Raw genomic sequence first — 13,815 nt, 5'->3', positions numbered from 1 at the left:
CCTCTTTCAATTTAAGATTAGTATTTTGCTTTAAAACCGGCAATATCATCTGATAAAGGATAATCCTTATTATTAAAATCTAGTTTCCTCATTACTGAAATTGAATTATTTTTACTCTGTGTATGATCTAGACCAAGCGCATGCCCTACTTCATGTACTGCTGTTTCTTTTCTTTTTGTAGAATTTAGGTCTGTACGCCAATTTTTATAAAATGTAATATTCCCCTGAGTTCTATGAACTGCATAAACATCTCCATATAAACTATTTACATATTCCATTTTCACATCAGCTCCCCCTAACTGAGTCACTTCCTTAGTAATTTGAATTTCTGGAAGCGAGTTCCATGCAGTCAATCCTCTTTTAATTTCTGATTTCAGCCCGTAAGTACTAAATTCACTTTCAATCCAATAATATGCATCTTTCGGGTGTGAGACTTTGTTACTCTTTAGTACATATGCCTTGCTTAATAGGAAAAAATAATACAAAGACTCCCAATATAAGTAAATACAAACTACTTATTTTTTTTCATTTAACTTCCTCCATTTCAATTAAATGTAAATATTGTGCATATTTAACATTTTAGTATATTAATATATAATCAGTTGAGTTATTAGTTAATTCAAATAAATGTCATATCTTTTTTAAAGATTTATTACAATAACAAGGAGTGGTTTATATGAAGATGAGAATTTTAGTTTTATTTGCTACAATACTTTTTATAGTTTCTCTTTCTGCTTGTAATGATAAAAATAAGTATGATCACGAGATAAATCAGGTAATAGAACTTGAAAAAGATTATTTACAAAATGAAATAAAAATAAAAAGTACTGAAAAAATAAAACGCTCTGACATTGTAATTGCGGTCTATAAAAAAGGTAAATATATCAATCTAATTTATGAAGTAAATAATACTATTAAAATAGATTGCTTTTATAAAAAAACGAAGAAATCAAAATATATAAGATACTCAAATTCAGATAAAGAAATTGAGAAAGTAGAGAAAGATTTAAGAAATGCTGATTATATAGAAAATACTTATAACAAGTAATTTTTTAAAAATATTAAATAAAAAAAGGAATGCAAGATAAACCAATACTTTCGGTTCTATCTTCATTCCTATAATTTCTGCATTTTATTCTATCCTTACTACCAATCACTCAATATTACTAACCTCCAAAACGATCTCAATCTTCCGCTTCTTCTTCTCAATCATTTTGGCAATAAATTCACTAAAATCATCTTTATAACTCTTTTGGTTTTTATTTGTATCACCACTAATTGCAGCTATTCGATAAAGGATCTTTAATTGTTCCATATGCTCATTTAGACTCATATTTGATAAGTCCTCGTATTGTTCAATGAGCCTTTTTCTAAAAATAATTTCTAAGTCATCGTTTGTGGCAGTTTCGTTTGAAGTATTTTTTCGAATATAAATTTTATCAGTAAATAATTTATCGGAGCCTCTTTTAGCAATAAAAGGGATATATCGATTTTGCTCGGGGATATAAATGATGAAGAAGGTTTTACCACTGAAATATCCGTACATTTCATTCTCGTCGTAATCAATCTGTTGAAGATGATAAATTAACATGGAAGGTAAATAGCCATTTAATTTTCTTTGAAAATCAGTTGGATCCTTTAGCTCTTCTTTGAGGATTCCTACTGGATGATTATCATCATTTACGCCAAAAATAATTGATCCTCCACCAGAATTCGCCATTGCAATTATTAATTTTGCAATTTGGTCCTCTCTAACGAATGTTTCCTTAAAATCCAATGCATTATTTTCTCCAAAAGATTGTTCAATCAGATTTTTAAGGGAAGCAATATCAAAATTCTTGTCTGCATAATTAAATGTATTTAGAAACTCCTGTTTATAAATCGGCCTTTTAACCATAATTCCACCTAGTTTCATATTTTTTAAAATCTAAACTAGATCTGTTATTACATTTAATGTTAGGAGAAAAGAAATGGCACCTAAATATTGTAGAATTTTTCTGGTAAAAAATTCAAAGAAAACTCGTTGATTGGTGAGCCTTTTGGCGAAGACTAATGTGAAAAAAAGCCAAAGCATATTGCCTTGGCCTTTTATACAAATATCTAAAAATCGCTAGGAAAAATTCTTCGTTTAAAGTGATATTCAACTGAGCGATTATTAAACAGATTACTATAATTTACTTTAATCTTTTTAGCTTCTAATTGCTTAATTTTCTCTTCTAATGACTTCTTATCCTCATCAGTTAATTTTCCATCCTCTGACAAATTAATAATTTCATCTAATAATTCCTGAATCTTTTCATCACGAAATTCTTTTTCTTCGTTTTGTTGATAAATAGTCATCTTCGTATGAAGGATTGAATTGACCAATTCGTCGGCCCCACCCGAAAGTCTATTTAAGATTAAAAGCTGTTCATTTAATATCTCATTATCTAAATCATAAGGATATCTTAGTTGATGATCTATTTCGCTCCAGCCTTCTTCAAATATCGTTCTTACTTGAATTTCAGCTAAATAATTTACTTTTGTCATTTGCGACTTAATCACATAATGCCATGAACGATATCCGGCATCATGAACTAAAAACTGGAACTTCTCCTCTTCAATATGCTGTTCGCTTGTCATATCTCCTAAGCGATGGTAAATAGTCGCTTTTTCATGTAAATTCCAATTTTGTCTAATTGTCTTGTCTATATCTGCAGCCTGGTATTTATATAAATGTAATGCTCTTATACCAATTAGATCTGTGATTTCGGATTTATAATTTGAAACATTGATTTCATATTCTGTGTCTGATTTTTTACCTTTTATTGTCTTTCGAATAATCTTTTCAATTAAATGGTCAGGATATTTAATTCTTGATTTCACAGTATGAATTTCAGGATTTTTACGGAGTATTTCTGAAATAAAGGTAGCTACTGTTTCAAGATTCGGTATTTCTGATACGTATTCATTATAAATTTCAATATATTTTGACCAGTCTAAACAGTACTTCTCAAAATCCTGTTCATCGATTTTATATTTTTCAAAGAAATACTTTTGATTCTCTATTAGGCCCATACGTTATCTCCTTCTAACAATTCCATAACCATATCCTACCATATTTCCGGAAGAAACATACTTTTACAGTACCGAAATAGAATACAAAAAAACATTTGTTTTTGTATTAAAGGAGTATTTGTTTTTGCTAAATCCTAAGCTTAAGTTTTAGTTTTTTAAATCAAAGATAAATAGTGTCATTTAAATAGAACAGTTATGATTAGTGGTTGTTCTATTTTTTTACCAATCTTACTATTAGAGAATCGAACAAATGACCTACTTTGAATATACGTTCGTAAAAAATCTATCTATTTTCTAAAAAAACTACTTACATTAGAATAGATGTTCGTGTATAATGAAAATATCCAAACAAAACAGAACATACAATCTTAATAATCAAGACAATTAAATCCTAAGTGAACTTAAAAATAGAACAAAAAAAGGAGATGTGAAAAATGGAAATTATCATTCTATGTAGTGTCATATTATCTTGGTGTATTTTAGAAGGTTTTAACAAATTTGTAGTAAATCGTTGAAAGCACTGAAAGAGATATTACTTTAGAAAGGATCAACTCTCTTATTCCTTAAAACTATTTTTAAACAAAAAAGTGCTCTTCTATTAAAGAAAAAGAGCACTTTTAGATTTTTTATTTAGCTATGTATTCCTGCAATTCCTTAATAAGAATTTCTGCGCCGTATTTACTTACTACAAGTTTTCCACTATCAAAAGAGAAATTATTTTCATCAATAACTCCTGTTATCATACAAGCATTACTCGAAACAAATTGTTTAAGGATAATCTTTTGGTCCTCAATAAATACTTCAAATGGTTCATATTTATTAAGATTTAACATTTTTCTTAATTCCTTTGGTAAAACAATTCTTCCTAAGTCATCTAGCCTTCTGACAATTCCACTTTGACCGGAATTTTCATCATATTTTGTAAGAATAATCATACCTTCTTCAAAATGAATTTCAAAAGGAGCATTGTTCTCTAAATTCATTGTGTTTCTTAATTCCTTCGGTAGAACAATTCTTCCAAGATCGTCTAGTTTTCTAATAATTCCAGTTGATTTCATACTTGCAACTCCCCATTTATTTCTATCTCTTTCTATACTCAATATAATTCTCTCTATTTTTACATTGAGTTTAGTTTAATAATACCAAATTATTTTAATTTTCTCTCTACTTATATCGACTCATTTTTACAAATATTAATACAAATTAAAATAATTTTCTTGATATGTTATAGTCAACTTTCTTTTGTTTTATGATTTGGTAAAATTATGTAAAGTTTCTTAAAAAATTCAAAAAGAGATGAGTTAATCATTTGGTAACGAATTACCTTTAATTAACTCATCTCTCAAATTAAATCTTTTATCTTGAAAAGCCACCGAGACTTTGTTCAGCCATTTGAACTAAACGTTTTGTAATCTCTCCACCTACTGAACCATTTGCACGAGACGTTGAATCTGGACCTAAATGTACTCCAAACTCTGTTGCAATTTCATACTTCATCTGTTCGATTGCAGATTCAGCATTTGGTGAAACATATTGATTTGAAGATCTGTTTGCCATGATATGTAGCCCCTTTTAATAATATTTTCTGATATTAACTATCAGATTGCTGTTAGTATTTCATATTGAATTTAAACTATTCATCAAATAAATAATTCTGCAACTTTTTGATTATTACTGTGAAATTTTATAGTAAATTCCCAGTTATAATTAACTGCAAAGATTGTCGAATTATTTCCCAAAAAATAAATTAATTGATAGATAGGATTGAACCAGTAGTTAATCACACTTAAACAGAACTCCCATATATTATATTGATATAATTCCATTTTCTGAAAGGTAGGTGTAACAAATTGAAAGTAGATGGTATCTTTGAAGGAGGAGGAGTTCGAGGAATCGGACATGTTGGTGCTATTTGTGCTTTAGAAGAAGAAGGTTATGAGTGGGCACGTTTGGCCGGCACTTCTGCTGGTGCTATTGTTGCTACTCTTCTAGCATGTGGCTATACAGGGAAAGAATTAAAGGAAATTATGGATCATCTAGATTATAAGAAATTTATTACAAAAACATGGTTGCACTTTATTCCTTTAATGGGACTAGGATTAAATATCTTATTTAAAAATGGGTTATATAGAAATGACTTTGAAGAAGAATGGTTAGAATCTTTATTAACCAAAAAAGGAATTCGTTATTTCGATGATTTAGAAGAAGGGAAACTAAAAATCATTATTTCAGATATTAGTAATGGTAAAATGGTCGTTTTACCTGATGATTTACCTGATTACGGCTTATCATCAAAAGATATAACAATTTCTCAAGCAGTTAGAATGAGTGGTACAATCCCTTTTTTCTTTCAACCAATTAAACTAAAAACTCCTAATTATGATTATCCAATATTAATTGTTGATGGTGGAATCCTAAGTAATTTTCCAATTTGGATATTCGATGATCATCAAGAATGGCCGACTTTTGGTTTTCGCTTAATAGATGAAGAAATTATTGCGAAACCGCTGGATGGTTTTAGCCCAATTTCATTTTACAAATCAATATTTATAACGATGAGACAAGCACACGACATTCGACATTTAACAGCGGAAGTAAATGAACGAACAATAAAAATCCCAACCGGTGATATATCAAGCACAGATTTCAATTTAAATAAAAAGGAAAAGGAAGCACTTTTCACAAATGGATACCAAGCCGCAAAAAAATTCCTTGGAACTTGGGATTTTGAAAAGTTTAAGCATAACTATCCACCTGAACCTTACTGTCACAAGGTGAATAGTGTGTAGTAACTTAATAAACGCAATCTTTTCTTGATATTCATAGAAAAGATTACGTTTTTTTGTTTTTTCTACTTCAGGTCCGTTAGGTTAATTCATTTAACCCTTACTTTCGCATCTCCTTCGATATATGAAGGAAAAGATACAAGATCAATTTTTATCGGATTCGTATACTTTTGTCGGGGTGAAATCTTAAAACCTATTATTTGCTTATTATTAACATTACCTTCCATATAGGATTCATTCATTTCAATTTCTTTTCCGTTAGCATCAAAGATAGATCCAATCATGTCGTAATTAAATTCCTTTTTTGTATTCAAAGTAAAAAATAGAGTATCTCCTTCTTTTTTTAGGTCAGATAAATAATTGCCGTTTGGCTGTTTCAGAATTTTTTGTTTCTCAGTATCAATTATAAGGTACTCATCTTCCTTATCAATTGCTTGAAGTTTATTTATGACAAAATATAATTCTTTTGGATCTTTAAAATAATTACTCTGTAAAAAGATAATTCTTTCATTATCGCTAATAATTTTTGCAGCAGTTCCATTAATGATTTTTGACCATACCTCACCGTTTTGATCAACAAGTTTTATATCAGAGAAATCTAGTATTTTCTTTGAATTACTTGGATCCATTTCAACTTGTACTGCCACACGGAGTGGATAGATTGTAACCTTTTTAATTTTAATCTTTTGATCTTCAATCATAACCGTCTTATCAAGTTCATATATTTGATTCGTTTTTTCATGCTTTTTTATTGAAAGTGGAATCGAAAATTGTGCTGATTGCTTTTCATTTTTAATTTTTAAAACTAAATTAAAATCTTGCTGTTCATATGGTTTATCAAAATCGTATTCTACTGTGCTTGTATATTGACCTCTAACTTTATCGACAGTACCTCCAAAAGATAAAGAGTGTTCTGGTAATTCCCCCCCATTTCTCGGTTTAAGATATGCTTCATCGATTTCGAAATTTTTCTGTTTTGAGTTACTATCAAGCGTATAAAATAGTACGATGTTTTGTTCATCAGCAATAACAGAATCGATTGTTACTTTAATACCATTCTTTTCTTGTGATGTACCAATCTTTTGTGCATATTTATTTTCTACCGCTGAAAGTAGCCCCTTATCATGACGCATACGAACCATTTCAACAATTTTCTCCATTCCCGGTACTTTTGTTAAATAATCAGCAAACGTTGGCGATACACGAATACTTGTAAGAAATCCCAATAGAAGAATAGCAGCTGCAACAATAGACCAGATTTGAGATTTCCGTTTCGGTTTAGTTACCAACTTAGTTTCTTTAGCTTTTTGAAGTCCAATTTGTATAGCTTCATCAATTTCATCAGTAGGTAACTCGACGTTTTCGTATTTTTCTTTCAACTTTTTTAGTTCATTTTCTTCATTTTCAAACACGGCCTTTTTCTCCTTTCTCTTCAAGAATTCCTCGTAATGATCTCAACGCTTTATTCAACCAAGTCTTTACTGTACCTTCCGGACGATTCCACATAATTGCAATATCTTTGATTTTGACATCGTGAAAATATTTTAAATGTAATAGCTGTCGTTGTGTATCATCAAGCTGTGACATTGCTTCTTCTATTTCAATATAGTTATAGTCTTCTTTTGTACCTAGTTGTGAAATATATTCATTGTCTAAAGTTACTCTATTATTCCTCTTAATATAATCCTGACAGTAATTAATCATAATCCGAATAAGCCATGTCTTTACATAATTTGGTTCTCTCAATGTTTTTATATTTTGATAGGCTCTAAAGGTTACTTCTTGAATTGCTTCAATTGCCTCATCTTTATTCTTCAAGTAGGCTAATGCAGTTTTATATAATGATATTTTATGCTCATTCATAATTATCAAAAATGCTTGCTCATCTCCTTTGATGGCCCTTTTCACTAGACTACGATCCTGCAATCTTAATCCCTCCTTCTCGATGTTCTATACATTAGACTCCTGAGAGCTAAAAAAGTTTTAATAATTTTTATTTTTTTTGAATCAATTTAATAATGCATTTTTTAGTAAGCTTCTATTTACAATAATAGTTTAAAAGATTTTTCATAAATTCCAAAAGGAGTACTGTGCTATTAAAAAATGTGAAAAAATTAACAATAATGACAATAAATATTGGTTAATTTTACCTTAATAAATGTTAACATAATTTCGTAAACATTCATTAAAAAAATTAGAGACAGTTTTGAAAAAGATTATTTCAATTTTAACTTCTATGGTCTATTTTTTGACGGTATAAACAACCAATTTGAAACAGGAGGTTATTATGAAATTAGCAAAAAATAGATTAATTATATTTTCCTACATAATGTTTACGGTATTGATTGTTGTTGGTCCGGAGTTTCCTAAGTATAAATTGTATGTTCTTTTGTTACAGCTATTATTTTTTTGTACAGGTCCATTTTTATTAATATTTATAGACTGGAAGAAAAAAAGATATAAAGATAAAGGCTGAAGTCAAGCGTAAATCTGAGTGAAATGGAGTGGAATGGTTTTACGTAGATCCATTGAGTTGAATTCGAATTTTTGCAACTTATTTAAAAAACATAAAGTCTTAAAAGAATCAAAATAAAAAGACATGAGCATCAACACTCATGTCCTCCTCTACATCTATAAATCTATCTATTTCTGTTTTTTCGATTACGTAAGAAAGCCGGAATATATGAAGTTGTATCTTCCTTTTCGTTATATCGGCCATATTCTTGTTGCTCATTATGGCGTCCGTAATCTTGTTGTTCTGTGTATCGATTATGATCTTGTCGTTCTGAGTAACGGTTATAATCTTGCGGTTCATTATATCGTCCATAATCATTTTGTTCATTATAACGCCCATAATCTTGTTGCTCATTATAGCGATTATAATCTTTTGGTTCATTGTAACGTCCATAATTTTGCTGTTCTGTGTATCGACCAGAGTCTTGTTGATCTTGATAGCGGCCGTAATCTTGCTGTTGGTCTACTCGATATCTCTGATCTTGTTGGAAGCGTTGCTCTCTATTGTATAAGCTAGGTGCTTCTTCTATTGGTCTAGAAGGAGTTCTTGCCATTTTCTCTTCTTTATCTGCAAATCCTGTAGCAATTACCGTTACAATAATTTCATCTTTTAAGTTTTCGTCGATTACCGAACCGAAAATCATATTTAATTCTTCATGAGATGCAGAAGCAACGATATCAGCAGCTTCTTGTACTTCAAATAGACTTAAGTTACGTCCACCTGTAATATTCATAATTACACCATGAGCTCCATTAATAGAAGTTTCTAGTAACGGAGAATTTAATGCCTTCTGAGCAGCGATTGTAGCTCGATCTTTACCTTTTGCTATACCGATTCCCATAAGGGCTGTCCCTTTATGAGACATAACCGTTTTAACATCAGCAAAGTCAAGATTGATTAATCCTGGTACTGCGATTAGGTCAGAAATCCCTTGAACCCCTTGTCGAAGTACATTATCCGCTTCACGGAAAGCTTCGAGCATCGGTGTTTTTTTGTCAACTAGCTCTAATAATCGATCGTTTGGAATGATAATTAATGTATCAACCGCTTCTCTAAGTTCTTTAATTCCACCTTCAGCGTTTGTTGCACGCTTTTTACCTTCAAATTTGAAAGGTCGAGTTACTACTCCAATTGTTAAAGCACCAAGCTTTCGAGCAATTTTCGCAACTTCAGGCGCAGCACCTGTACCTGTTCCACCGCCCATTCCAGCTGTAACGAAAACCATGTCTGCTCCTTTTAGTACTTCCTCAATTTGCGACTTACTTTCTTCTACAGCTCTTTTTCCAATTTCAGGATTTGCTCCTGCTCCTAAACCACGCGTCAACGTTGCACCAATTTGCATAGTAATTTCAGCTTTTGATTGTTTTAGTGCTTGCGCATCTGTATTAAAAGCAATGAACTCAACACCCTCTACTCCATCTTCAATCATTCGGTTAACGGCGTTATTTCCGCCACCACCAACACCAATAACTTTTATTCTTGCAAACTGTTCTATATTTTCAAATTCAAACATGATCATTCCTCCTCGTCATACCGATTACATAATTTCACGTTTTTCAAAGAACCATTCATTTTCATTCTAAGAGTTATTTTTTTATGTACGTTATTTTAGATTAGAATTATCCAATTCACTTCAAGACATAGAATTGTCCTAATTCCCCTAACACTACTATACAAGAAAACTACTTATTATCTTTTTGATAATTTTTCCTTAATATACCTTTAACTAAAACATGTATTTTAACATCTTAATGTAATATCTCTATCAACTTCGTAACAAACTTTCATCAAAAAGTTTGTACAATTAATATAATTCTTTCCTTTTTGATTGAATCCTTTAAGAATCTATTGATTTATGGGAAAACAAACACTACACAATATTTTTTGTTAAAATATTCACAATCAATTCATTTATTCGCACGATGCTACAAGTGTAATTTGGTAATATACACAGGTTTCAAGTTTTATTCATTTAGAGGAGAGTATAAAGGTCGATTTACTTATGATCAAAGAACCAAAAAATACAAAAGAGGCGAACCTTACCAGGTAACAAATCAGGAGAGAGAAAAAGAATTAGAAATAAATAACGATGTTCCTGATTTAAGTGATGATCTAGAAGGGTAACTTTAGAGTCTAGTTATTCTAGAATGAAAAGGACTTTGAAATTACAAGTTCATTTCATTCTATATAAATCTCACTTCAAAGGGATCTACAAATATGATTTTATCTTATGTATATTTGTAACCAAATTAGGATTCCTTCCTCATATAAACTTCATCGATTGCTTCTCATCCCAGTGCCCAATCATCTTCTTCTAATGAACGCTTTTTGAATTCTTCTAAATTCATTATATTTTCCACTCTTAGACAATTTTTCAATAGATTTAAACAAGCATCTCCAATAAACAAAAGAAACGACAAAAAGATATTTGTCGTTTCTTTTGTTTATTATTTTTCGATTAATTCTGTTTTATTATCTTCAGTCCAATTCTGAATTCCGTCATCTTCGTCTAATTCAATAATTACGTCAGTTACACCTTTTTCTTTCATAATTTTTTCTTCTAATCGGTCTTTTATGTCATCAGCTTGAGCTATTGTTAAATTAGGATCTAGTTCAATTTCTAATTCAACATGTAATTCTTCACCCTCTTTGACAACCGTAAGAGCTTGAATATCTTTTACATCTGGGTCTTCCATTACGATTTCACCAATCTTGTCTTCCATTTCTTCATCAGATTCACCAATTACACCTGCAGCATTATCAAGAAATACTTTTCCAACAACAAGGAACATCAAAATACCGATGATGACAGAAGCAATACCTTCTGCTTGATGGAATGGTGTAAAGTAAGCAATGATTACAGCAATCATCGCTAATAATCCACCTAAAGTTGCTACTGTATCTTCTAAGAAAACTAATTTTGTAGCTGGTTTTGCTTTTCCTAAATTAGAAATTGCCTCAGTAACTACTCCAAAACCACTTGTTGTTATTCCTAATTCATGACTAATTTCTTTCATTGCTTTGTAAAGTACATATGCTTCAAGTACAACTGAAGCACCTAAAATAGCAAGAGTAATAGTAAGCCCTGAAGAGTGGGTTGGATGTATAATGTGCTGGATTCCTTCGACAATCGTTTCAAACGCCATAATTCCTACAATTAATACTGCACCAAGTAAAACTAAATTAACAAGTCTTCCAAATCCATTTGGAAACCGATCAGTAGGCGCTTTTTTACTTAAAGCTGAACCGCAAAAAACAAATAGTTGGTTTGCAGTATCCGCAGCACTATGCATCATCTCAGCAAAAAGTGCAACACTTCCTGTCATACTAAACCCGATCCCTTTTATTATCGCTATCACAGCATTAACGATTGCTGCTAATAATGCAGATTTATTACCCTTTTTTAAAAGCTGTAAAAATTCTTTCATTCTATACTCCTCTTCACTAGTATTTTTATATTATGTATTTTTATATTTTTTATTAGCTAACTTAAGAAAGTTCATTAAATTCGAAGTAAAAACAGTTCATTTTTCACTTATTTGGAAAGATATGTAATTTAATATTACCATGGGTTCTGATTATTCTTTTGTCTCTTCAACATAAATATTTCTGTTCGTCTAAAATAATTTGATGACTTTAACAAAACGAAGATTCCACTAAAGACGAAAAAACAAATAGAAATCTAATAGATAAATCGCGATAATTACCAGAGTTATTCCTAATAAGAAATAAATTATCCTTTTTAAAAGCTTTTTTTTATTGAAAATGGAAACCCATAAACAAAATAAGCCTAATAAAATGATTGGTATCGTAAATACCAAAATCAACATCTACATTCACATCCCTTATATGATATTTCAATGTCATACCTAATTGTTTTTTGAAGCAAAAAAAGCTATCTAAAAAGACAGCTTTTAATAATTTATATGCAGTTAATGAAATGTACTAGTTCAATTTCATTTTTTAAAACCATATTTTATTGCTTCTTGCTTTCCTTTAATGATAAATGCTCTAATCTCTTTCCTAGTTCAAGAATAAATCAACAAAGCATTTCAACAATTACTTAATCAATGCTTCATACACAGCAGTCGCCACGGCTTTATATTGTCCTGTAGCAAAGTCATCACCTTTAAATTTGTTCGGATTTATTAATGGATCAATTACAGGTGAATGTTTTTTATTGGTCAATAAGACAATCCCTAAATTATTATCTGGATCTATAATGGTCAGAGTGCCTACCCAGCCGGTATGTCCAATCGCATTTGGACTTGCATACAACCCAAAAGTGGACGACATACTTGGAGAACCATTTCTTCTCCACCCTAAGCCATATGTTGGATTTATATCGGAAGGTGCTGAAAACTGATCAATCGTCTTTTGATCAAATAGTTTTACTTTGCCATATCCACCTCCGTTTAACATGACTTGCAATAGAACCGCTAAATCACTTGTCGTAGAGAAGAGCCCCGCATGACCTGATACGCCACCCATAGAATAATATGCCTTCTCATCATGCACTTCTCCCTGTATTGTGTATGTACGAATATTTGGGAAAGAAATGATACCGTCACGTGAATTCCCCATTAACTCGGTTGCCGCGAAATCTTTCGGTTTGAATCCTTTTTGCAAAGGGTTGAACATTGTGTGTTTTAGACCTAACGGCTTATAAATTGTATTTTCTACATAGTCGTCTAGTCGCTTTCCAGTTACTTTCTCTATAATAAAGCCAAGGATCATATAGTCCACGTCACTATAGATGTTTTTCGTACCAGGTACATATTCTAACGGTGTTTCAGCGATTTTTTCAAATGTTTGATTACGGTCTTGTGTATACAAGGAACCTGCTACAGTAGGATTGTGGTATTGCGGATCAGCTGGAAAACCAGCAGTGTGGTGTAAAATATCGATTAAGCGTAGGGTATCCTTCCCTTTAATCATATCAGTTGATTTGTCTTTAAAATTTGGAAAGTATGATTGTACAGTTGAATTCAAGTCTATTTTTCCGATACTAACAAGATGTTGCAAAGCGAAGTTAACTGCATACATTTTAGTGTTTGATGCCAAATCAAACATTGTATTAGTCTTCATTTTCTGAGGATGTTTGAGTGATGACAACCCATCGTATTTTTTCGAGTACCCATAAGCAGTGTTTTTTACAATTTTCCCATCTTTAATAATCAATAGAACTGCCCCAGGAAAACCATTGTTTACATCCTGCTGAATCAATTCATCTACTTGTTTTAATTTCTCAGATGAAAATCCAACCTCCTCAGGACGTTTTACTTTGCTCAACATAGGAAAGTTATCACTAGGTTTGATTTGTTTCATTCCATTCACCTCTGCCTGGATTGAGGTTTTCTCTGCATTTGTTTGAGCATAGCTGACAGAACCTATTGTAGTAACCAAAGCAATCGATAACGTTGATGCTACAATACTACGAGTCATTCGAGCCAATTT

General features: G+C 31.0%; 12 protein-coding genes and 1 pseudogene. 3 read left to right on the top strand and 10 right to left on the bottom strand.

Features of this window, described 5'->3' with window-relative positions; translation table 11 throughout:
* Positions 1–17: 17 nt before the first annotated feature.
* Entirely contained in the window at positions 18–485 is a 468-nt protein-coding gene (locus MY490_RS06260) for a matrixin family metalloprotease (RefSeq protein WP_248268454.1), read from the bottom strand.
* A 191-nt stretch (positions 486–676) separates the two neighbouring features.
* On the opposite strand from MY490_RS06260, the gene MY490_RS06255 reads away from it, so the two are divergent.
* Complete coding sequence (locus MY490_RS06255) at positions 677–1,048, top strand: hypothetical protein (protein ID WP_248268453.1); 372 nt, start codon at positions 677–679, stop codon at positions 1,046–1,048.
* Between the two features lie 105 nt (positions 1,049–1,153).
* Here the strand turns inward: MY490_RS06255 and MY490_RS06250 are convergent, their stop codons facing one another.
* The 4 genes from MY490_RS06250 to MY490_RS06235 form a co-directional block, all read right to left on the bottom strand.
* A complete protein-coding gene (locus MY490_RS06250) occupies positions 1,154–1,897 on the bottom strand; it encodes an AlbA family DNA-binding domain-containing protein (protein WP_248268452.1) in 744 nt (247 codons plus the stop codon).
* Positions 1,898–2,100: 203 nt separating this feature from the next.
* Entirely contained in the window at positions 2,101–3,057 is a 957-nt protein-coding gene (locus MY490_RS06245; RefSeq protein WP_248268451.1) for a hypothetical protein, read from the bottom strand.
* A 626-nt stretch (positions 3,058–3,683) separates the two neighbouring features.
* Entirely contained in the window at positions 3,684–4,115 is a 432-nt protein-coding gene (locus MY490_RS06240; RefSeq protein WP_248268450.1) for an AbrB/MazE/SpoVT family DNA-binding domain-containing protein, read from the bottom strand.
* 298 nt (positions 4,116–4,413) lie between these two features.
* Positions 4,414–4,614, bottom strand: coding sequence for an alpha/beta-type small acid-soluble spore protein (locus MY490_RS06235; RefSeq protein WP_248268449.1), 201 nt, complete (start codon positions 4,612–4,614; stop codon positions 4,414–4,416).
* A 293-nt stretch (positions 4,615–4,907) separates the two neighbouring features.
* On the opposite strand from MY490_RS06235, the gene MY490_RS06230 reads away from it, so the two are divergent.
* Positions 4,908–5,846 carry a patatin-like phospholipase family protein gene (locus tag MY490_RS06230; RefSeq protein WP_248268448.1) on the top strand — a complete coding sequence of 313 codons (939 nt, stop codon included), beginning with the start codon at positions 4,908–4,910 and terminating at the stop codon, positions 5,844–5,846.
* A gap of 86 nt (positions 5,847–5,932) precedes the next feature.
* Here MY490_RS06230 and MY490_RS06225 read toward each other — a convergent pair whose 3' ends face one another.
* Positions 5,933–7,255, bottom strand: coding sequence for a DUF4179 domain-containing protein (locus MY490_RS06225; RefSeq protein ID WP_248268447.1), 1,323 nt, complete (start codon positions 7,253–7,255; stop codon positions 5,933–5,935).
* Positions 7,248–7,769, bottom strand: a complete 522-nt coding sequence (locus tag MY490_RS06220; RefSeq protein ID WP_248268446.1) for a sigma-70 family RNA polymerase sigma factor — start codon at positions 7,767–7,769, stop codon at positions 7,248–7,250. Before MY490_RS06220 ends, MY490_RS06225 begins: the two co-directional genes overlap by 8 nt.
* Before the next feature lie 361 nt (positions 7,770–8,130).
* On the opposite strand from MY490_RS06220, the gene MY490_RS06215 reads away from it, so the two are divergent.
* Complete coding sequence (locus MY490_RS06215; protein WP_248268445.1) at positions 8,131–8,319, top strand: hypothetical protein; 189 nt, start codon at positions 8,131–8,133, stop codon at positions 8,317–8,319.
* 487 nt (positions 8,320–8,806) lie between these two features.
* Here MY490_RS06215 and ftsZ read toward each other — a convergent pair.
* The 3 genes and pseudogenes from ftsZ to pbp4b all read right to left on the bottom strand — a co-directional run.
* A pseudogene (ftsZ, locus tag MY490_RS06210) lies at positions 8,807–9,871 on the bottom strand (cell division protein FtsZ); the annotation flags it as partial.
* 934 nt (positions 9,872–10,805) lie between these two features.
* A complete protein-coding gene (locus MY490_RS06205; RefSeq protein ID WP_248268444.1) occupies positions 10,806–11,786 on the bottom strand; it encodes a cation diffusion facilitator family transporter in 981 nt (326 codons plus the stop codon).
* A 631-nt stretch (positions 11,787–12,417) separates the two neighbouring features.
* Positions 12,418–13,653, bottom strand: a complete 1,236-nt coding sequence (gene pbp4b / locus MY490_RS06200) for a penicillin binding protein PBP4B (protein WP_248269328.1) — start codon at positions 13,651–13,653, stop codon at positions 12,418–12,420.
* Positions 13,654–13,815: the final 162 nt, after the last annotated feature.

Origin of the sequence: Gottfriedia acidiceleris (genome assembly GCF_023115465.1) — a bacterium.
GTDB lineage: Bacteria > Bacillota > Bacilli > Bacillales > Bacillaceae_G > Gottfriedia > Gottfriedia acidiceleris_B.
Note: the sequence above shows the minus strand (reverse complement) of the source record. Positions and strands in the feature narration are given on the sequence as shown.

Coding starts and splice junctions, on each gene's coding strand:
- MY490_RS06255 (WP_248268453.1), top strand. CDS start 677: ATGAAGATGAGAATTTTAGTTTTATTTGCTACAATACTTTTTATAGTT.
- MY490_RS06240 (WP_248268450.1), bottom strand. CDS start 4,115: ATGAAATCAACTGGAATTATTAGAAAACTAGACGATCTTGGAAGAATT.
- MY490_RS06245 (WP_248268451.1), bottom strand. CDS start 3,057: ATGGGCCTAATAGAGAATCAAAAGTATTTCTTTGAAAAATATAAAATC.
- MY490_RS06215 (WP_248268445.1), top strand. CDS start 8,131: ATGAAATTAGCAAAAAATAGATTAATTATATTTTCCTACATAATGTTT.
- pbp4b (WP_248269328.1), bottom strand. CDS start 13,653: ATGTTGAGCAAAGTAAAACGTCCTGAGGAGGTTGGATTTTCATCTGAG.
- MY490_RS06235 (WP_248268449.1), bottom strand. CDS start 4,614: ATGGCAAACAGATCTTCAAATCAATATGTTTCACCAAATGCTGAATCT.
- MY490_RS06205 (WP_248268444.1), bottom strand. CDS start 11,786: ATGAAAGAATTTTTACAGCTTTTAAAAAAGGGTAATAAATCTGCATTA.
- MY490_RS06250 (WP_248268452.1), bottom strand. CDS start 1,897: ATGGTTAAAAGGCCGATTTATAAACAGGAGTTTCTAAATACATTTAAT.